The following is a 20,253-nucleotide window of genomic DNA, read 5'->3' as shown; positions in this document are numbered from 1 at the left end:
GCCCGCCGGTCAGCTGAGGGTGGGCAGCTTGATGAGGATCAGCAGGGCCAGCAGCTGGATGGCCGCTGCCCCCGCGGCCTTCCCCCAGGGGAGGTCGTGCACCTGGCGGACCATGACGGTCAGCAGCCAGCAGCACAGGATCCAGGTGATCCACCCCAGGAACTGCACGAAGCCGCCGCCGGGGTCCAGGAAGAGCGCGAAGACCAGCCTCGGCGCATCGGTCGTCCATGCGATGATCATGGACAGCCCGATGGTCGGCGCCCAGGCGCCGTCCCCGCCGAACTGCCGGGCCAGCGCGCTGGTCACCGCACCGAACATGAGCCCGGCCAGCACGATCCCCGCGGCGCTGAAGAGGAGGCTGCTCAGCGCGATGGTGAGGGTCGAGTGGAATATCTGGTCCCGGGTGGTCCCGAAGCCGAGCACGGCCAGCAGGCCGTAGACCGCCGAGACCACCAGCGCGGGACCCCACACCGGATAGCCGCGCATCTCCGCGAAGGTGCGGGTCGGGTGCCGGTAGATCTCCGGCAGCAGCTCGCGCCAGCCCAGCCGGCGTCCGCTGACCGGAGGATGGGTGCTGCCGGCCCGGTAGACGGTGACGTTGCCCTCTTCGAACCCCCGCGGGGGCGCGGGCGGGCTCTCCGGCGGCTCGCCGTAGGGGCGGGGGGAGGAGGCGGCGGCGTACGGACCCTGGCCGTATCCGCCGTCGGCCGGGGACGGCGCCGAGGCCGGCGGCGTAGGGCCTTGCCGACCGCCGCCCGCGTCGGCGACGTTGAACGCCCGGGTGTGCCCCGGCTGGTCGTCGTAGCCGTCGTACCCGCCCCCGCCCTGGTAGGGGTCGTACGGGTACTGGCCGCGCTGGTACTGGCCGTTCTGCGACTGGCCGTTCTGGTACTGGCCGCCCGCCGGCGGCTGCTGCCGCGGCCGCCCCTGCTGCTGCGCCTGGGAGGCGGCGTGCTGCTCCCGACCAGGCTGTCCCGCCTGCCGGGAGGTCCTGCCGCGACCGAAGCGGAATCCATTGGCACCCACGCTCCGACGGTACCCGGTCCGCCGCCCGCCGCCGCGCAGCCCATGATCGACCGGGGGTATTGCAGCGCTACTGTGACATCTCCGCCGAACTGCCGCCGAACCGCCGTGGAACGGCAGACTCCGGACTCGGCGCGCCGGTTGACGCACCGTCACCGGCACCGCCACGGTCACCGTCGCCCCCACCCCCGGCACTCGGCCGGGCAGCCGGGCGGCCGGGCAGCCGGGCGGCCGGGCGGCCGGTCGGGCGTTCAGCCCACCAGCCAGGAGGCGGCCGGCGCCACCCCGGCCCCGTTCCCGTTGGTGGTCAGCGCGGCGGCCTGGGTGGGCAGCAGCGCGCGGTCCCAGATCTGGATCTGGGAGAGCTGGCCCTCCCAGCGGTCCGTCCAGGTGGAGTTGTAGCGGACCCGCCCGAGCTCGGTGCGACCGGGCGCGTCCCACACCCCGCTCACCTTCGCCGAGCTCTGCAGCTGCCCGTCGACGTACAGCGAGATCCTGCGGGCCTTGGCGTCGTACGTGCCGGTGAGCAGCGTCCACCGGTTGAGCGCGGTGCGGCTCTTCGACATCAGCTCGACCACGTTCTTGGCCGAGCCGCCCGGCTTCGTCTGCACCTTGAAGGCCCAGTTGTCGTGGCCGCCCCAGCCCTCGCGGCCGAGGTCCCAGGAGAAGTCCTTCTGGTCGCCCTGGCTGACCGCGGACCGGGACTCGACGCCGGCCGTGTTGTAGACCCAGGCCGAGACGCTGAAGCTCTTGCGGACGTCGACCACCTGGGTGGAGCCGCGGCCGTACGAGCCGTTGCGGCCGTACATCTGGATCGCCCGACCGTTGTGCGCCCGCACCACGGGGGCGTCGTGGAGCTCCATGGTGGCGCGGCCGTCGTTGGGCGCCATCACGACGGGGGAGGCGTCGGCCGAGGGGGCCTCGGAACCGGAGGAACCGGATCCCGAACCCGACCCCGAGCCCGGAACGGGGACGGAGGCGGTCGGCGAGGCGATCGGGTCGGCCGTCACGCTCTTCCTGGCCCACGGCTTCATGGTGAAGGCGCCGACGACCAGCCCGCAGACGACCACGACGCCGAGCACCGCGCCGCCGATCTTGAGCTTGCGGCGGCGGCGCTGCGAGGACTCGTTGGCCTCGGCGAGGGCCGCCCAGTCCGGCTCGGAGCTGCTGCCGAAGCCGCCGCCGGGCAGCGGCCCGAAAGGCCCTCCGGGACCACCGGGCGGGGTGAACCCCTGCCCGGGACCGGCGACCGGAGCCGGCCGCCACTCCGGACCGCCGGCCCCCAGCGGCACTCCCTGCGGCGGGGTGCCCTGCGGCGGCAGACCCTGCGGCGAAGCGCCCTGCGGTGGCAGACCGGGGGCGCCGCTCGCAGGCCCGACAGAGGGCACCGAAGGCGTCGAAGGCGTCGAAGGCGCCGGAGGCGCAGAGGGAACAAAAGGTACGGAAGACGCAGGCGCGCCCGGCGGCATCGCCGCAGGCATCGCCCCCGGGACCCGCGGCAGGTCGCCCACCGACCCCGGTCGCGGCGGCGTCGAAGCCCCACCGGTCTGCGCCTGCGGCCCCTGCGGGCTCTGCGCCCCGCGCGGGCTCGGCGCCCCCCACGGGCTCGCGGCGGCGGCCCGCCTCCCGGGGCCGAGGGTACGGGGATCCACCGGCTGCGCGGGCCGCTCGGCCGGCTGGGCCCGGTCGGTCATCTCCTCGCCGTCGGTCATGACCGCGATGTTAAGTCATCCGAACCCAGGCCCCACAGGCCCCCCGGGGAACGCCCGCCCTGGCGCCGGAACCATCGGAACCCCGTCCCCGGGCCGTCCCCGGGCTGTGCACCCAGGCCGTCCACCCCAGGCAGCCCCGAGCGGCGAGAAGGCCCGGCGCCGCCCCCGGGAAGGGGCGACACCGGGCCTCGAGTCCAACCGCCAGCCGCGAGCCGCCAGCCGCCAACCGTCAGCCGCCAACCGGTCAGCCGCCGGCCGCCAGCCGCCAGCCGCCGCCCGCCGTCAGCTGCTGGCCGTGGCCTCCTCGGCCTCGGCCGGGGCCTCCGGCTCCGCCTTGACGGAGTCGAGCAGCAGCTGGGCGACGTCCACGACGCGCAGCTCCTCCTTGGCCTTGCCCTCGTTCTTCTTGCCGTTGACCGAGTCGGAGAGCATCACCAGGCAGAACGGGCAGGCGGTGGAGACGATGTCGGGGTTGAGCGACAGCGCCTCGTCGACCCGCTCGTTGTTGATCCGCTTGCCGATCCGCTCCTCCATCCACATCCGGGCGCCGCCGGCGCCGCAGCAGAAGCCGCGCTCCTTGTGCCGGTGCATCTCCTCGTTGCGGAGCCCGGGCACCTTGCCGATGATCTCGCGCGGCGGCGTGTAGACCTTGTTGTGCCGGCCCAGGTAGCACGGGTCGTGGTAGGTGATCAGGCCCTCGACCGGGTTGACCGGGACGAGCCGGCCCTCGTCGATCAGGTGCTGCAGCAGCTGGGTGTGGTGGATGACCTCGTACTGGCCGCCGAGCTGCGGGTACTCGTTGGCGATGGTGTTGAAGCAGTGCGGGCAGGTGGCCACGATCCGCTTCTTGGGAGCGTCCTCCAGGGCCGCGTTCAGCGTCTCGACGTTCTGCTGGCCGAGGGTCTGGAAGAGGAACTCGTTGCCGAGCCGCCGCGCCGAGTCACCGGTGCAGGACTCCTCCTTGCCGAGGATGGCGAACTTGACCCCGGCCGTGTGCAGCAGCTCCGCGAAGGCCTTGGTGGTCTTCTTGGCCCGGTCCTCCAGGGCGCCTGCGCAGCCGACCCAGTAGAGGTACTCGACCTCCTCCGGCTCGATGTCCTGGCCGACCACCGGCACCTCGATGCCGGTCTCCTTCTTGAGCTCCTTGACCCAGTCCAGCCGGGCCTTGGTGGCCATGCCCCAGGGGTTGCCCTTGTTCTCCAGGTTCTTGAGCATCGTCCCGGCCTCGGTCGGGAAGTTGGACTCGATCATCACCTGGTAGCGGCGCATGTCGACGATGTGGTCGATGTGCTCGATGTCCACCGGGCACTGCTCGACGCAGGCGCCGCAGGTGGTGCAGGACCACAGCACGTCCGGGTCGATGACCCCGTTCTCCTCGGCGGTGCCGATCAGCGGCCGCTCGGCCTCGGCCAGCGCCTCCGCCGGGACGCCGGCCAGCTGCTCGGCGCTCGCCTTCTCCTCGCCCTCGGCGTTCTTGCCGCCGCCGGCCATCAGGTACGGCGCCTTGGCGTACGCGTGTTCGCGCAGCGACATGATCAGCAGCTTGGGGGAGAGTGGCTTGCCGGTGTTCCAGGCCGGGCACTGGGACTGGCAGCGGCCGCACTCGGTGCAGGTGGAGAAGTCGAGGATGCCCTTCCAGGAGAAGTGCTCGACCTGGGAGACGCCGAAGACCGGCTCCTGGGCGTCCTCGTCCTCGGACTCGTCGAAGACCGTCTCGAAGTCGATCTCCTCGCCCCGCGAGGTCATCGGCTTCAGCTCGCCCAGCGCCACCGCGCCGTCCGCGTTCCGCTTGAAGTAGATGTTGAAGAAGGCCAGGAAGCGGTGCCAGGCCACGCCCATCGAGGGGTTGAGGCCGATGGTGATCGCCCAGGTGAAGGAGATGACGATCTTCAGCATCGCGACCAGGTAGACCAGGTTCTGCAGGGTCCCGACGGACAGCCCGGAGAACGCGCTCACCAGCGGGTAGGTCGCGAAGTACGAGACCTCGTAGTGGTTCACGCCCTCCATCGCGCCTTCGAGGCCGCGCAGCACCAGGATGCAGATGCCGATGCTGAGCACCACGTACTCGACGAAGTAGGCCTGCCAGGCGATCGAGCCGGCGAACCGGGACTTCCGCCCCGGCCTGGTCGCCACCGACATCACCCGGACCACCATCAGCACGATGATGCCGATGGTGGTGAGGACCCCGATGAGCTCCTCGAAGACCAGGTACGGAGCCCAGTGCCCGATGACCGGCAGCGCGAAGTCGGCGTTGAAGAGCTGCCCGAAGGCGGTCACCAGGGTGAGCACCAGGCAGTAGAAGCCGACCGCGACGAACCAGTGGGCGACGCCGATGGACTTCCAGGCGGTCATCCTGGTGTGCCCGATGAACTCCCGGGCGACCGTCTTGACCCGCTCGGCGGGCCGGTCGGTACGGGTCCCCTTGGGAACCGGGGCGCCGATGGCGACGGTCTTGAAGATGTACATGCCCGCGCGCACGGCGAGGGCCAGACCGACCAGTGTCACCACCAGTGCGATCACGATCGCGGCTAGCTGCATCGGTGCTGCTCCGTCTCCCGGTCGTCGATGGGCTTCGGCAACGAGTGTACCGATCGGTAACTTAGCTCCTGCCCAGACTTGACGGAAGGCAAGCTATCGCCCGGTGTGCGAGGTTCCGTATATGCGGCCGGTCACAGTACCCGAGTCGGGCCCGCCCTTATGGGAAGGCGCCTCGGCAACGCGCCCCCGAGCAGGGGCGACGCGGAAGTTGAGTCGCCTGGACTCAGTTCTGTTGACAATCCCGGAGCCGTGCCGCACCCTTGAGTCTCGTCAGCTCAACTCGGGCTGTTGACCTCTGCTCGACTCCTTATGGAGGGTTTGAACGATGGCTCGTGCGGTCGGTATCGACCTCGGTACGACGAACTCTGTCGTCAGTGTTCTGGAGGGCGGTGAGCCCACCGTCATCGCCAACGCCGAGGGCGCCCGGACCACGCCGTCCGTCGTCGCCTTCGCGAAGAACGGCGAGGTGCTGGTCGGCGAGGTCGCCAAGCGCCAGGCTGTGACCAACGTGGACCGGACCATCCGCTCGGTGAAGCGCCACATGGGCACCGACTGGAAGATCCGGATCGACGACAAGGACTTCAACCCGCAGCAGATCTCGGCCTTCGTGCTGCAGAAGCTGAAGCGGGACGCCGAGTCCTACCTGGGTGAGAAGGTCACCGACGCGGTGATCACCGTCCCGGCGTACTTCAACGACGCCGAGCGGCAGGCCACCAAGGAGGCCGGCGAGATCGCGGGGCTGAACGTGCTCCGCATCGTCAACGAGCCGACCGCGGCCGCCCTCGCCTACGGGCTGGAGAAGGAGGACCAGACGATCCTGGTCTTCGACCTCGGCGGCGGTACCTTCGACGTCTCGCTGCTGGAGATCGGCGACGGGGTGGTCGAGGTCAAGGCGACCAACGGCGACAACCACCTCGGTGGTGACGACTGGGACCAGCGGGTCGTCGACCACCTGGTCAAGCAGTTCCAGAACGGCCACGGCGTCGACCTGTCCAAGGACAAGATGGCGCTGCAGCGTCTGCGCGAGGCCGCGGAGAAGGCGAAGATCGAGCTCTCCTCGTCCTCCGAGAGCACCATCAACCTGCCGTACATCACGGCCTCCGCCGAGGGCCCGCTGCACCTGGACGAGAAGCTGACCCGCTCTCAGTTCCAGCAGCTGACCGCGGACCTGCTGGACCGCTGCAAGACCCCGTTCCACAACGTCATCAAGGACGCCGGCATCAGCCTGTCCGACATCGACCACATTGTGATGGTCGGCGGCTCCACCCGGATGCCCGCCGTCGCGGAGCTCGTCAAGGAGCTGACCGGCGGCAAGGAGCCGAACAAGGGCGTGAACCCGGACGAGGTCGTCGCCATCGGCGCGTCCCTCCAGGCCGGTGTCCTCAAGGGCGAGGTCAAGGACGTCCTCCTGCTGGACGTCACCCCGCTGTCCCTCGGCATCGAGACCAAGGGCGGCATCATGACCAAGCTCATCGAGCGCAACACCACGATCCCGACCAAGCGCTCCGAGATCTTCACCACGGCCGAGGACAACCAGCCGTCCGTGCAGATCCAGGTCTACCAGGGCGAGCGCGAGATCGCGGCGTACAACAAGAAGCTCGGGATGTTCGAGCTGACCGGTCTGCCGCCGGCGCCCCGCGGCGTCCCGCAGATCGAGGTCACCTTCGACATCGACGCCAACGGCATCATGCACGTCTCCGCCAAGGACCTCGGCACCGGCAAGGAGCAGCGGATGACCGTCACCGGCGGCTCCGCGCTGCCGAAGGACGACATCGAGCGGATGATGCGGGACGCCGAGCAGTACGCGGAGGAGGACCACAAGCGCCGCGAGGCCGCCGAGACCCGCAACCAGGCCGAGCAGCTCGTCTACACCACCGAGAAGTTCCTCAAGGACAACGAGGACAAGGTGCCGGGCGATGTGAAGACCGAGGTCGAGGCCGCCGTCTCCGAGCTGAAGGAAGCCCTCAAGGGCGACGACAGCGAGAAGATCCGCGAGGCCACCGAGAAGGTCTCCACCACCGCGCAGAAGCTCGGCCAGGCGCTGTACGCGCAGGGCGGTGCCGAGGGCGCGGCGGCGGGCGCCGAGGGCGCGCAGGCCGGTGCCGCCGGTGAGGGCGCCTCCGAGGCCAAGGCCGACGAGGACGTCGTGGACGCCGAGATCGTCGACGACGAGAAGCGTGAGGGCGGTGCCGCGTGACGAAGGAAGAGACGCAGGGCTTTGACGAGAAGCCCGGCGCCGCTTCCTCCGGAGCCGGAGAGGACGCCGGGGCCGCCGCCGGAAAGGCGGCCGGCCCCGGCGCCCCGGCCGGGGGCGGTGCCGGGGGAAATGACGACGACAAGGGTGCGGGCCGGAACGCCAAGTCCGGCGGCGGCCAGGGCGGTTCGGCCGACCAGCTGCGTGAGCAGCTGAACGAGCGGACCAAGGACCTGCAGCGTCTGCAGGCGGAGTACCAGAACTACCGCAAGCGGGTGGAGCGGGACCGGGTGGCGGTCCGGGAGATCGCCATCGCGAACCTGCTGGAGAAGCTGCTCCCGGTGCTGGACGACATCGGCCGGGCCCGCGACCACGGCGAGCTCACCGGCGGATTCAAGTCCGTCTCCGAGTCGCTGGAGACCGTGGTGGCCAAGCTGGGCCTGCAGCAGTTCGGCAAGGAGGGCGAGCCCTTCGACCCGCAGCTGCACGAGGCCCTGATGCACAGCTACTCCTCGGACGTCACCGAGACCACGTGCGTGCAGATCCTGCAGCCGGGGTACCGCATCGGTGATCGCACGATCCGGGTCGCCATGGTCGCGGTCGCGGAGCCGCAGCCGGGTGCGTCGGCGGACGGGGAGGCCTCCTCGGCCGACTCGTCGTCGGCGGACTCGGGCGAGTCCGCGGACTCGGGCAAGGGCGACGGTGCCGACGAGGACTGAGCCGGGTATCGGTGGTGTCGGGGGCCGCACGGCCTCCGGCACCACCGGCGGTAGTGCGGAGAGGAGGAGGGTCCCGCGGTGAGCACCAAGGACTATGTGGAGAAGGACTACTACAAGGTCCTCGGCGTGCCCAAGGACGCCTCCACGGCGGAGATCAAGAAGGCGTACCGGAAGCTCGCCCGCGAGTTCCACCCGGACGCCAACAAGGGCGACGCCAAGGCCGAGGAGCGCTTCAAGGAGATCGGCGAGGCGAACGACGTCCTCTCCGACCCCAAGCGGCGCAAGGAGTACGACGACGCCCGGACGCTCTTCGCCAACGGCGGCTTCCGCACCGGGGGCGGCGGGGCGGGCGGCTTCGGCTTCGACTTCGGCGACCTCTTCGGCGGCGGCACCGGCCCCACCACGGGCGGCCCGGGCGGCGGCTTCGGCACGCCGGGCGGCGGCGGCCTGGGCGACATCTTCGGCGGGCTGTTCAACCGCGGTGGGACCAGGACGGCCGGCCCCCGGCGCGGGGCCGACGTCGAGTCCGAGGTGACGCTGAGCTTCCTGGAGGCGGTGAACGGCGCCACCGTCCCGCTCCGGATGACCAGCCAGGCGGCCTGCAAGAGCTGCTCGGGCACCGGCGCCAAGGCCGGCACCACCCCGCGGGTCTGCCCGACCTGCGTCGGTACCGGCCATGTCAGCCGCGGCCAGGGCGGGTTCGCCCTCTCCGACCCCTGCCGGGACTGCAAGGGCCGCGGGCTGATCGTGGACGACCCCTGCCCGGTCTGCCACGGCAGCGGCCGGGCCACCTCGTCCCGGACCATGCAGGTGCGGATCCCCGCCGGGGTCTCGGACGCCCAGCGGATCCGGCTCAAGGGCAAGGGCGCGCAGGGCGAGCGCGGCGGCCAGCCCGGTGACCTGTACGTGACGGTGCATGTGGAGGCCCATCCGGTGTTCGGCCGAAAGGGCGACAACCTGACCATCTCGGTTCCGGTGAGCTTCCCGGAGGCGGCACTCGGCGGCACGATCAAGGTGCCGACGCTGGGCGGTCCGCCGGTGACCCTCAAACTCCCGCCGGGGACGGCCAACGGCCGGACCATGCGGGCCCGCGGCAAGGGCGCCGTCCGCAAGGACGGGACCCGCGGGGACCTGCTGGTGACCGTCGAGGTGGCGGTGCCACCGCAGGTGTCCGGCAAGGCGCAGGAGGCGCTGGAGCAGTACCGGCAGGCGACGGCCGCGGAGGACCCGCGGGCGGAGCTGTTCAAGCTCGCGGAGGGAGCGTGACGTGAGATGAGAGGCGTCGGAGGCGGCGGCGGTATGGGCGGCGGCATGCCCCGCAACCCGTACGAACTCACCGAGGAGAGCGCGGTCTACGTCATCTCGGTGGCCGCGCAGCTCAGCGGGCTGCATCCGCAGACCCTGCGGCAGTACGACCGGTTGGGGCTGGTCTCCCCGGACCGTACGGCGGGGCGCGGACGGCGCTACTCGGCTCGCGACATCCAGCTGCTCCGCGAGGTGCAGCGGCTCTCCCAGGAGGAGGGCATCAACCTGGCCGGCATCAAGCGGATCATCGAGCTGGAGAACCAGGTGGCCGCGCTGCAGGCGCGGGTGGCCGAACTGCAGGGCGCGGTCGAGGACGCCGTAGAGGCGGCCACCCAGCGCGAGGCGGCGGTGCACGCGTCCTACCGGAGGGACCTGGTGCCCTACCAGCAGGTGCAGCAGACCAGCGCGCTGGTGGTCTGGCGGCCGAAGCGCCGCGCCGAATAGGGCCTGGGCAAGCCGACCGAGGGGCCGTGCTCACGGGAGCACGGCCCCTCAGCCATCTCACATCCGGGCCGCCGAGGAGTTTCGGCCCGGATGAGCTCTCGGGTGCCTACCAGATGCTGTCGGCCGGTGCGACCGCGGTCGAGTGAGCTTGGGTGGTGCTTCCCCAGATGCTGTCAGCGGAAGCGACACCTGCACCGGCGAGTACGGTGATCCCGGCGATCAGGACGGCGACGGCAGTCCGGAGAAGACGTCGGTTGGTACCCATGCGGCGTCCCTTCTGTGGTGCGATGCGCGTGGCTGGGATGGACCTCCCCCTTGGTCCGACTCCATCACAATGACTGGTACGAGCGAACCCACACAGTGTTCGATGGTGGCAACAAGTGGCCGTACTGGAAGCGGCCAGAGAAGAATTCGGGGCAAGCGTGACTGAATCGTCGTCTGAGCGGGCTATGGGGCAGCTCCCGACGCTCGACTCCACCGCTACCGCGATCTACATGCGGGCCGTCGCGGACGGCGAGTTCCGCTGGGGTTCGGCCGTCGAGGTCTCGGACCTGGGGGACGCCGATCTCAAGCGCTGTCGTGACGAACTCGTGGCCCACCACTTGCTGACGCCGGCCATCGACGACCCGGACCGCTTGCTTCCGGTCAACCCCGAGATCGCCGCCGCCCGGCTGGTGGAACCGGCCGAAGAGGCCATCCGCAACTACCGGCGGTCCGTCGACGAGATCAGAGAGCGACTCCACCAACTACTTCCGGTCTATCTCGAACACACGGCCTCGGGGCAGGTCGACGGCGGGGTCGAGGTGATCACGGATCCGCAGGACGTCCAGCTGCTGATCAACCGGACGCTGGAGAAAGCCTCCCGGGAGATGCTGACCGTGCAGCCGGTCAAACGGCGCTCGGCGACCGCGCTCGCGAGCGCCATGGCCAGGGATCCCGACGCGGCCCGGCGCGGCGTCAAGATGCGGATGCTCTACCAGCACACCACCCGTACCGAGCTCTCCTACCGCGCGTATGTGTCCACCATGATCGAGGTGGGGGCGGAGATCCGGACGACCGACCAGGTCGCCGACCAGTTGTTCATCTTCGACCGGGAGATCGCCTTCATCCCCAAGCGCACCAAACCGGACGAGACACCCGGCGCCGTCGTCGTCCGGGAACCCGTGCTCGTCTCGTTCCTCTGCGCGCTCTTCGAGCAGTTCTGGTTGAACGCGATACCTTTCGTCCCGGACGGACCGGGCTACCAGGACGCCTCCGACGACCTCCAGCGGTCGATCGTCGGACTGCTGGCGCAGGGGCTCAAGGACGAGGTCGTGGCCAAGCGGCTCGGGATGTCCGTCCGCACCTGCCGTCGGCACATCGCCTCGCTGATGCGGGAGTTGGGTGCGGAGAGCCGCTTCGAGGCCGGGGTGAAGGCGGCGCAGCTGGGGCTGCTGGGGGGCGAGAGCTCCGCGTAACCCGTTTGACGTGTATGCGACTTGACGCATTCACGACTTGACGGACTTACCGCCTCAGGCCACTACCCGGCAGTTTGCTGCCACCGGTGCGCCGTGGACGGAGCTGGACATCCCGGGGCAGGCTCGGCGCATCCCCCCACGGGTCGCCGGCGCCGGCGTCTCTCCTTCCCCCGGGAGTCAACATGACCGAGAAGCAGTTGCTCGGCCCTGAGGCCCTGCTCACCACTGAACCGTCGGTCGATCCGCGGCGGTTGCGGGTCTTCCTGGCCGCCCCCTCACTGCGGCTTACCGGACCCGCCGACACCGTCTTCACCCTCCCGCTGCGGAGCCGGATCACCGCCCTGCGGGACGCCCTGCTGGACGCCGGCGTGGCGGTCTACAGCACCCACCACGACGAGGCCTGGGTCACCCGCGGCGTGGCCCCGGAGCGCCGGGCGCCGTCCCCCTTCCGCGCCATGCAGTCCGCCGACCTGGCCTTCGCCTACGTCGGTTCGCCGCTCTCGGCCGGGGTCGGCCTGGAGCTCGGCTGGGTCTCGGCGATGCGGAAGCCGGTGGTCCTGCTGGTCGACCGCGCGGTCGCGCACACCCCGATGATCTCCACCCTCGAGTCGGTCACCTCCGTCCTTCCCCTGGAGTTCGACTCGACCTGGAGCGCCACCGCGCTCAAGCACGCGGTGGTCACCGCGCTCGACTGGGCCGACGTCTCCCTCGGTTACGCCGAGAGCGCATAGCCGGCCGCCGGCCGCGGGCCGTCGCACGCGCCGGCCGTCGCACGCACAGCGCCACCCGCCACAACGCCATCCGCCACCCCCCAGCGGGGCCCGGGATCTCAGCCGATCCCGGGCCCCGCTCGTTTGTGTTCATAGGCTGGCGGTGCGGGTAGCCGCGCGACTCCCCGTGGAATCCGCTTAACGCATCATCTTGAGCGTCGTACACTCAACTTTGGTGAGTCGATGAGTGTCCCGGTGTCCCCGGGCCCCAGGGAGTGTGAGTTGTGGACAAGCTGACCACCAAGAGCCAGGAAGCGCTCTCGGTCGCGATCCGTCAGGCCTCGAACGGCGGCAACCCGGCCGTCGAACCGGTACATCTGCTGGTCGCCCTGCTGGAGATCCCGGACGGGACGGCGCGGCCGCTCCTCCAGGCGGTGGGGGCGGACGCCGACGCGGTGCGCACGGCGGCCGAGCGGATGCGGCAGGGACTGCCCAGCGCCAGCGGCCCCACCGTGTCGAACCCGGAGGTGGCCCCGCTCACCCGCAATGTCCTCGCCGACGCCGGCCGCCGCGCCGAGAAGCTCCAGGACGAGTACGTGTCGACCGAGCACCTGCTGGTCGGCCTCGCCGCCGAGGGCGGCCAGGTCGCCGACCTGCTGAAGCAGCACGGCGCCGGGCCGGACCAGCTGCTCGACGCCTTCCAGCAGATCCGCGGCAGCTCGCGGGTCACCTCCCCGGACCCGGAGGGCACCTACCAGGCGCTGGAGAAGTACGGCACCGACCTCACCAAGGCGGCCCAGGACGGCAAGCTGGACCCGGTGATCGGCCGGGACCAGGAGATCCGCCGGGTCATCCAGGTGCTGTCCCGCCGTACCAAGAACAACCCGGTGCTGATCGGCGAGCCCGGCGTCGGCAAGACGGCCGTCGTCGAGGGGCTGGCCCAGCGGATCATCGGCGGCGACGTCCCCGAGTCGCTGCGCGGGAAGCGCCTGGTCGCCCTCGACCTGGGCGCGATGGTGGCGGGCGCCAAGTACCGCGGCGAGTTCGAGGAGCGCCTCAAGGCCGTACTGAACGACATCAAGCAGAGCGACGGCCAGGTCATCACCTTCATCGACGAGCTCCACACGGTGGTCGGCGCGGGCGCCGGCGGCGACTCCTCGATGGACGCCGGCAACATGCTGAAGCCGATGCTGGCCCGCGGTGAGCTGCGGATGGTCGGCGCCACCACGCTGGACGAGTACCGGGAGCGGATCGAGAAGGACCCGGCCCTGGAGCGCCGCTTCCAGCAGGTCTTCGTCGGCGAGCCGAGCGTGGAGGACACCATCGCGATCCTCCGCGGTCTGAAGGGCCGCTACGAGGCCCACCACAAGGTGCAGATCGCGGACGCCGCGCTGGTGGCCGCGGCCACCCTCTCCAACCGCTACATCACCTCCCGCTTCCTGCCGGACAAGGCGATCGACCTGGTCGACGAGTCCGCCTCCCGGCTGCGGATGGAGATCGACTCCTCCCCGGTGGAGATCGACGAACTCCAGCGCACCGTGGACCGGATGCGGATGGAGGAGCTGGCGCTCTCCAAGGAGACCGACCCGGCCTCCGTCGCCCGCCTGGAGAACCTCCGCCGCGACCTGGCCGACCGCCAGGAACAGCTCTCCGGCCTCACCGCCCGCTGGCAGCAGGAGAAGTCCGGTCTGAACCGGGTCGGTGAGCTCAAGGAGCGCCTGGACGACCTGCGCGGCCAGGCCGAGCGCGCCCAGCGGGACGGCGACTTCGAGACCGCCTCCCGGCTGATGTACGCCGACATCCCGGCCGCCGAGCGGGAGCTGGCGGAGGCCACCGAGAAGGCCGAGGGCGCGGACTCCGGCCCGGGCTCCGCCGAGCCCATGGTCAAGGAGGAGGTCGGCCCGGACGACGTGGCCGACGTGGTCTCCTCCTGGACCGGCATCCCGGCCGGCCGCCTGCTGGAGGGCGAGTCGCAGAAGCTGCTGCGGATGGAGGAGGAGCTCGGCAAGCGGCTGATCGGGCAGAGCGAGGCGGTCCGCGCGGTCTCCGACGCGGTACGCCGCTCGCGCTCCGGCGTGGCCGACCCGGACCGGCCGACCGGCTCCTTCCTCTTCCTCGGCCCGACCGGCGTCGGCAAGACCGAGCTCGCCAAGGCGCTGGCCGACTTCCTCTTCGACGACGAGCGGGCGATGATCCGCATCGACATGAGCGAGTACGGCGAGAAGCACACCGTCTCGCGGCTGGTCGGAGCGCCCCCCGGGTACGTCGGCTACGAGGAGGGCGGCCAGCTGACCGAGCCGATCCGCCGCCGACCGTACAGCGTGGTGCTGCTGGACGAGGTGGAGAAGGCCCATCCGGAGGTCTTCGACGTCCTCCTCCAGGTGCTGGACGACGGCCGGCTGACGGACGGCCAGGGCCGCACGGTGGACTTCCGCAACACCATCCTGGTGCTGACCTCCAACCTCGGCAGCCAGTACCTGGTGGAGCCGGACACGGCCGACGAGGTCAAGAAGGAGCAGGTGCTCGGCGCCGTCCGGGCGGCCTTCAAGCCGGAGTTCCTCAACCGCCTCGACGACATCGTGGTCTTCGACGCGCTCGGCACCGAGGAGCTGGCCCGGATCGCCGACCTCCAGATCGACCGGCTCGCGGCCCGGCTCAAGGACCGCAGGCTGACCCTGGACGTCACCGACGCGGCCCGCGAATGGCTCGGCGTCACCGGTTACGACCCCGCGTACGGGGCCCGGCCGCTGCGCCGCCTCGTCCAGTCCGCGATCGGCGACCAGCTCGCCCGCGAACTGCTGGCCGGCGAGATCAAGGACGGCGACACCGTCCGCGTCGATCTCGACGCGGCGGCCGACCACCTGGTCGTGACGCCGGCGCGGTAACGCCGGCCACGCCCACCTGGCGGCAGCGGTGGGTCCTTCGGCGGACCCGCGGCTGCCGCCCGGACCGCCGCCCTCCGGTGCGGGCAGGTCCATGGGGAAACCGCCCGCGCCCGCCCCGCGCCGCCGCCGAACCGATACGGCAGGATGGGCCCGGTACACGCTATGAAGGGAAGTACCGCGGTGACCATCGACCCATCCGCCATTCCGAACTTCGGCCCCCAGGGCGGCCAGCCGGGAGGCGGCCAGCCCGAGGGCCAGTCCGGCCCCCCGCCCGTCGTGGTGCCCGACAAGGAGCTGGTCGAGCAGCTGCTCGACCAGATGCAGCTCAAGCACTTCACCGACGACGAGGGCGACCTGACCGCCCCCTGGGACGGCTTCCGCGTCTACTACATGTTCCGCGGCGAGCAGCAGGAGCTGTTCTCGGTCCGCGCCTTCTACGACCGGGCGCACCCGATCGAGCGCAAGGCCGAGCTGCTTGAGGCCATCGACGAGTGGAACCGGGACACCCTGTGGCCCAAGATCTACACCCACACCCACGACGACGGCGTGGTCCGGCTCATCGGTGAGTCCCAGATGATCGTCGGCATGGGCGTGAACCTGGACTTCTTCGTGGCCACCACCGCCAACTGGACCCAGGCCGCCGTGCAGTTCGACCAGTGGCTGGCCGACCGGCTGGGCCTGGAGGGCGCCGCCGGCGGCCCGGACGGCGACTCCGCCGGCCCCGCCGACGAAGCCTGACCGACGGCCCCGGCCGCGGCCGGGATCGCAGCACCACGGCGTCGCCCGCCCCGCTCCTCGGCATCCGTACCCGCGCGGGTGCGCTGCGGAGGGGCCGGGTGCGGCAGCCGCGTGCCCGCTCAGCGCAGCACCTCCGCGGCTGATCTGACGGTGAGTCAGTAACGGCCCGCCCCAGCCCACAAGACGGCGCTGACGCGCGCATAAACCAGGGATTGTCACCCGATCGGCTGGGATTGCCTTCTCGTCCCGTTTCCTTGGTCATCCATTCAGGCGACACACTCGCGGGTGAAGTCGACGGCTGGTCTGTGCCGAACTCCCGTGCCTTCGGCAAGTGACCGCATTCCCGGCCGATCCGCGGCGCCGCGCGGCCGAACCCGCCGGAACGTTCCTTCTACCTGCACAGTCCGCGAAAAGCCCCGGTCAACGCGTGGGTCCAGGTGGGGAGTTGAACACCGAACGAATGAAACGCACGTGGAAAGGTGAGTGGCCGTCGAACATGGGTAAATCAACTACGGACACGGGGAAATCGTGCTTCGCTGCTCCGTGAGTCCCCCGTTCAGACTCTGCACGGTCGGCCGCGCCGGGCCTTTCGGCTCCGCAGGGAGTTTCGCCCCCAGGGGTGGACCGGCCGCTGCCCGCTGCCCTCGATTAATCCGAGTACGCGGAGCCGAGAATGCTCACCACACTCACCACCTCCTATACCGATACCCGCGCCGGTGACCTGGCCTGGTGCCTCGGCGGTCGGGAGCTGCCGGCCCTCGCCGAGCTCGATCTCCACTTCGACCGGATCCACCTCCAGCTCCGGCTCCTGGGCGCTTCCCACCAGGTCATGCTGGGTTCCCCCGGGCCGGGCGAGGAGTCGCGGGCGGAGCGGCGGTGGTCCGAGACGGTGGCCTGCCTGCCCGGTCGCCGGACCCCGCTGCCGGCCCGGGTCGCCGAGCACTGCGGCGACTGGGAGTACGAATTCGCCGCCCGCATCGAGTCGCTTCCCCCGCATACCTTCGCCGCTCGCGCGCAGGAGCTCCTCGCCCTGGTGGAGAACCACCCGCACGGACTTGCCGGCGTGTTCCCCGGCGATCCCAGCGCGTTCACCGCATTGCTCGCCGGAGGCCGCGGGCGGCAGGTGTATTGGCGCACCTGGCACGCCTATCCGCAGGAGGGGCGGCTGGTCTGCACCCGTTCCTCGCTGGTGCGGCCGGCCTCCGGAATCGGAAATCCGCTCGACAAGTCAACTGCCGTGCAGGGGAGTTGACGCCATCCGGGGGAGGATGCCCTGGCATATGTCGCCTAGCGTTTCTTCGTGATCAACCAGCACGTCACCAGCGGGGCGCAGCGCCGGACGCGGAGCTGCCGGCCCGGGCCCCGGGCCGCCCGCACGCTGGTCCTCCTGGCGGCGTTCGTCTGCGCCGCCTGCGGCCTGGTGTACGAACTGGAGCTGGTCGCCCTCGCCAGCTACCTGCTGGGGGACTCGGTGACGCAGGCCTCCGTGGTCCTCTCCGTGATGGTCTTCGCCATGGGGCTCGGCTCGCTGCTCGCCAAGCGCTTCACCGGCAGCCCGGCGATCTCCTTCGCCACCCTGGAGTGCTGCCTCGCCCTGACCGGCGGCCTCTCGGTGCTCGCCCTCTACGGCAGCTTCGTCTGGATAGGCCACTGGTACCGGGCCGTCCTGGTCGGATTCGCCCTCCTCATCGGCGTGTTGATGGGCGCCGAGATCCCCCTGCTGGTCAGCCTGATCGAACGTTTCCGCCGATCGGACGGCACCGAGCCCGGCCGGACCGTGGCCGACCTCTTCGCCGCCGACTACGTGGGCGCCCTGGTCGGCGGGCTGGCCTTCCCCTTCCTCCTCCTCCCGCTGCTCGGCGAGGCCGCGGGGGCGCTGCTCACCGGCGCCGTCAACGCGATGGCCGGCGCGGCCGTCGTCCTCTGGCTCGACCCCGAGCGCCTGCCGCCCCGGATGCGGGCCGCGCTCTGGGCGGGCTGCGGAGCGGTGCTGGCCCTCCTCGGCCTGGCCGCGGCCGGCACCGGCGCCTTCGAGGAGCACGCCAGGCAGGCCCTGTACGGGGCCCCGGTACGCGCCGCCGAGCAGTCCCGCTACCAGCAGATCGTCCTCACCGGGCCGCAGCCCCGGCTCTACCTGGGCGGCACCCTGGTGGCCTGCCGGAGGAAGCTGGCCACCGAGGCCCGGTACGCCCGGCTGGCCCGGCCGTTCGGCACCGTCCTGGTGGTCGGCGGCGGGGACGGGATCCTGGTGGGCGACCTGCTGCGGCAGCCGGCGGTCCGCCGGGTGGTGGTGGTCGAACGCGACCCGGACCTCCTCCGGCTGGCCCGCCGCGACCCGGGTCTGAGCGCGCTGAACGGCCACGCACTGGCCGATCCGAGGGTCCGCGCGATCAGCGCCGACGCCTTCGCCTGGCTGCGCGGACTGCCCGGTGCCGGTGGGTGGCGGGAGCCGGGAATCGCCCCGGCCGGCTTCGACACCGTCCTGGTCGACCCGGCCGAGCCCACCTCCGACGACGACCGCCGCAAGCTCGGCTCCGAGGAGTTCTACGGCCTCCTGGCCCGCGGACTCCGACCGGGCGGGCGGCTGGCCGTCCGCACCGGGGTGGACGGGCTCTGGTCCGCGGCCGCCACCCTGGCCGCGGTCGGCGAGAGCGCCCGCGCGTACCGGCTGCCGAGCGGCTGCGGCGGTGAGCAGCTGCGGGCGCTGGTCGCGGGGCCGGGCGCTCCCGGCAGCGGAATCCTTCCGCCGCCCCCCGTGCTGCCGCCGCCGGCGACCCTGCTCCACCCCCAGGAGTGACGGGGCAGCCGCATCGGGCGCGGCGGGCAGTGGGGGCGGCGCGGGCGCCGGTGGGACAAAAAGCGAATAGTGGGACGATCGGGGCGCCTCGGTCGGCGTGTCCGCCCCAACCGGCACACGTCCCAGGCCCGGTGGGTACGCTCGCCAAGTATGGAGCATGAGGTCGCAGTCCCCCTTCCGGAACACATCGCCCGCCGGGCGCTGCGCGACCCCGCGGTGCTCGTCCGCTGTCTGCCGGCCTTCGTCGCCGACGGGCCCACCGACGGGCCCGCCGACGGACCCGCTGACGGACCCGCTGACGGGCGCGCGGAGGAGGCCGCCGACGGGCCGGTCGCCGGCGGCGCCGTCGCCGGTCGGCTGAAGCTGCGGGTGGGCAGCACGTCGATCACCTACCGCGGCACGCTGCGCCTCGACGCGGAGACCGGCACCGGCGTGATCGAGGCCGAACAGGCCGTCGGCGTCGGCTCGGTGGCCGGGACCGTCCGGGTCGAGGTGCTGCCGGTCGAGGGCTCGGCGGAGTCCTGCCGGGTGCTCTTCCGCCTCTCCGGGGAGGCCAAGGGCCGGATCGAGGAACTCGGCGGTACGGCCGTCGCCAACGCCGCCCGCCGTCTGCTGGACCGTTTCTGCGCGACCCTCGCCGCCGACCCCGGTGCCCGCTCCCTGATCGGCGAGCAGTCCACGGGCCCCGACACCGGGGCGGAGACCGCCGCGGACGTCGACACCCCCGAGGAGGCCGCGGCCGAGACTCCGGACGCCCCGGACGGGGCCCCCGAGGACGATGCCGACTTCGGCGCGCTGGTCGAGCAGATCGACGCCGCCCTCGACCCCGAGCAGTGGTCGGACACCGACCGCGAGTCCATCGAGGAGGAGGCCGCTTCGGCGGCCGAGGCGGCCCCGTACCGGCGCAGCATCATCGGTCCCTCCGCGGAGGAGGTCGACCACGCCCCGCCGCGCGGCCGGTACGCGCCCACCACTCCGACCCGCAGCGCCCGCGCCCGGGCGGCCGGCCGGTGGACCGGCGGGGCCGGCTTCGACCAGCGGATGGGCGAGCCGCCGATCGCGGAGCCGGAGCACAACCGGGCGCCCTGGGTGGTCGGCGGGGTCGCCCTGGTCGGCGGAGCCGTGCTGCTGGTCCGCCGGCTGCGGCGGCGTTAGCTAACCTTCTTGCCCATGAGCAACGACCGGGACGCCCTGCTGGCCCAGATCAAGGACAAGGCCGTGGTCCACGGCAAGGTCATCCTCTCCTCCGGCCGCGAGGCCGACTACTACGTGGACCTGCGCCGGATCACGCTGGACGGCGAGGCCGCCCCGCTGGTCGGCCGCGTCCTGCTGGACGCCACCGCGGACCTGGACTACGACGCCGTCGGCGGCCTCACCCTGGGCGCCGACCCGGTCGCCACCGCGATGCTGCACGCCGCGGCGGCGCGGGGCCGGAGGCTGGACGCCTTCGTGGTGCGCAAGCAGGGCAAGGCGCACGGCCTCCAGCGCCGGATCGAGGGCCCCGACGTCAAGGGCCGCCGGGTGCTGGCCGTCGAGGACACCTCCACCACCGGAGGCTCCGTCCTCACCGCGGTGGAGGCCCTCCGCGAGGCGGGCGCCGAGGTGGTCGGGGTAGCCGTGATCGTGGAGCGCGGCGCGGCCCCGGCCATCGCCGAGACCGGACTCCCGTACTACCAGGTCTTCACCGCCGACGACCTCGGCCTGGCCTAGCCGGCGGCCGCGCCGAGTCGC

Annotated in this window: 15 protein-coding genes; 12 read left to right on the top strand and 3 right to left on the bottom strand. The window is 71.6% G+C overall.

Annotated elements, in window-relative coordinates; translation table 11 throughout:
- Positions 1-9: 9 nt before the first annotated feature.
- From BS73_RS19025 to BS73_RS19015, 3 genes are all read right to left on the bottom strand, one after another.
- Positions 10-1,026 (bottom strand): Yip1 family protein, encoded by a 1,017-nt coding sequence (locus BS73_RS19025; RefSeq protein ID WP_037574121.1) that lies wholly within the window; start codon positions 1,024-1,026, stop codon positions 10-12.
- Positions 1,027-1,274: 248 nt separating this feature from the next.
- On the bottom strand, positions 1,275-2,411 hold the full coding sequence (locus BS73_RS19020; RefSeq protein WP_161789681.1) for a LamG domain-containing protein: 1,137 nt from the start codon (positions 2,409-2,411) through the stop codon (positions 1,275-1,277).
- A gap of 606 nt (positions 2,412-3,017) precedes the next feature.
- A complete protein-coding gene (locus BS73_RS19015) occupies positions 3,018-5,273 on the bottom strand; it encodes a (Fe-S)-binding protein (protein ID WP_037574115.1) in 2,256 nt (751 codons plus the stop codon).
- Positions 5,274-5,598: 325 nt separating this feature from the next.
- Here BS73_RS19015 and dnaK point away from each other — a divergent pair, with 325 nt between their 5' ends.
- The 12 genes from dnaK to pyrE all read left to right on the top strand — a co-directional run bounded on the left by dnaK (position 5,599) and on the right by pyrE (position 20,232).
- Positions 5,599-7,470 carry a molecular chaperone DnaK gene (dnaK, locus tag BS73_RS19010; RefSeq protein WP_037574112.1) on the top strand — a complete coding sequence of 624 codons (1,872 nt, stop codon included), beginning with the start codon at positions 5,599-5,601 and terminating at the stop codon, positions 7,468-7,470.
- Positions 7,467-8,186 carry a nucleotide exchange factor GrpE gene (gene grpE, locus BS73_RS19005; protein ID WP_051940105.1) on the top strand — a complete coding sequence of 240 codons (720 nt, stop codon included), beginning with the start codon at positions 7,467-7,469 and terminating at the stop codon, positions 8,184-8,186. The genes dnaK and grpE overlap by 4 nt, the downstream gene beginning before the upstream one ends.
- A gap of 78 nt (positions 8,187-8,264) precedes the next feature.
- Complete coding sequence (gene dnaJ, locus BS73_RS19000) at positions 8,265-9,452, top strand: molecular chaperone DnaJ (protein WP_037574109.1); 1,188 nt, start codon at positions 8,265-8,267, stop codon at positions 9,450-9,452.
- Between the two features lie 6 nt (positions 9,453-9,458).
- Positions 9,459-9,935 (top strand): heat shock protein transcriptional repressor HspR, encoded by a 477-nt coding sequence (locus BS73_RS18995; RefSeq protein ID WP_322987282.1) that lies wholly within the window; start codon positions 9,459-9,461, stop codon positions 9,933-9,935.
- A 449-nt stretch (positions 9,936-10,384) separates the two neighbouring features.
- Positions 10,385-11,392, top strand: coding sequence for a helix-turn-helix transcriptional regulator (locus BS73_RS18990; protein ID WP_051940104.1), 1,008 nt, complete (start codon positions 10,385-10,387; stop codon positions 11,390-11,392).
- A 182-nt stretch (positions 11,393-11,574) separates the two neighbouring features.
- Positions 11,575-12,123 (top strand): hypothetical protein, encoded by a 549-nt coding sequence (locus BS73_RS18985; RefSeq protein WP_037574103.1) that lies wholly within the window; start codon positions 11,575-11,577, stop codon positions 12,121-12,123.
- A gap of 263 nt (positions 12,124-12,386) precedes the next feature.
- Positions 12,387-14,987, top strand: coding sequence for an ATP-dependent chaperone ClpB (clpB, locus tag BS73_RS18980; RefSeq protein WP_037574100.1), 2,601 nt, complete (start codon positions 12,387-12,389; stop codon positions 14,985-14,987).
- Positions 14,988-15,167: 180 nt separating this feature from the next.
- Positions 15,168-15,725, top strand: coding sequence for a type III secretion system chaperone family protein (locus BS73_RS18975; protein ID WP_037580176.1), 558 nt, complete (start codon positions 15,168-15,170; stop codon positions 15,723-15,725).
- 673 nt (positions 15,726-16,398) lie between these two features.
- Entirely contained in the window at positions 16,399-16,977 is a 579-nt protein-coding gene (locus tag BS73_RS18970) for a DUF2617 family protein (protein ID WP_037574097.1), read from the top strand.
- Between the two features lie 48 nt (positions 16,978-17,025).
- Positions 17,026-18,522: a spermine/spermidine synthase domain-containing protein gene (locus BS73_RS18965; RefSeq protein WP_084704189.1), complete on the top strand. Its 1,497-nt coding sequence runs from the start codon at positions 17,026-17,028 to the stop codon at positions 18,520-18,522.
- A 150-nt stretch (positions 18,523-18,672) separates the two neighbouring features.
- Entirely contained in the window at positions 18,673-19,677 is a 1,005-nt protein-coding gene (locus BS73_RS18960) for a CoxG family protein (RefSeq protein ID WP_051940103.1), read from the top strand.
- Positions 19,678-19,692: 15 nt separating this feature from the next.
- The gene (pyrE, locus tag BS73_RS18955) at positions 19,693-20,232 is read left to right on the top strand and encodes an orotate phosphoribosyltransferase (protein ID WP_037574094.1); all 540 of its coding nucleotides are present in this window, start codon (positions 19,693-19,695) and stop codon (positions 20,230-20,232) included.
- The last annotated feature ends 21 nt before the right edge of the window (positions 20,233-20,253 follow it).

This window comes from Phaeacidiphilus oryzae TH49 (assembly GCF_000744815.1).
GTDB lineage: Bacteria > Actinomycetota > Actinomycetes > Streptomycetales > Streptomycetaceae > Phaeacidiphilus > Phaeacidiphilus oryzae.
Note: the sequence above shows the minus strand (reverse complement) of the source record. Positions and strands in the feature narration are given on the sequence as shown.

Bases quoted from the DNA above. Each gene is read 5' to 3' on its own strand.
- BS73_RS19015 (WP_037574115.1), bottom strand. From the start codon at position 5,273: ATGCAGCTAGCCGCGATCGTGATCGCACTGGTGGTGACACTGGTCGGT.
- dnaK (WP_037574112.1), top strand. From the start codon at position 5,599: ATGGCTCGTGCGGTCGGTATCGACCTCGGTACGACGAACTCTGTCGTC.
- BS73_RS18995 (WP_322987282.1), top strand. From the start codon at position 9,459: ATGAGAGGCGTCGGAGGCGGCGGCGGTATGGGCGGCGGCATGCCCCGC.
- BS73_RS18990 (WP_051940104.1), top strand. From the start codon at position 10,385: ATGGGGCAGCTCCCGACGCTCGACTCCACCGCTACCGCGATCTACATG.
- BS73_RS18985 (WP_037574103.1), top strand. From the start codon at position 11,575: ATGACCGAGAAGCAGTTGCTCGGCCCTGAGGCCCTGCTCACCACTGAA.
- BS73_RS18970 (WP_037574097.1), top strand. From the start codon at position 16,399: ATGCTCACCACACTCACCACCTCCTATACCGATACCCGCGCCGGTGAC.
- BS73_RS18960 (WP_051940103.1), top strand. From the start codon at position 18,673: ATGGAGCATGAGGTCGCAGTCCCCCTTCCGGAACACATCGCCCGCCGG.
- pyrE (WP_037574094.1), top strand. From the start codon at position 19,693: ATGAGCAACGACCGGGACGCCCTGCTGGCCCAGATCAAGGACAAGGCC.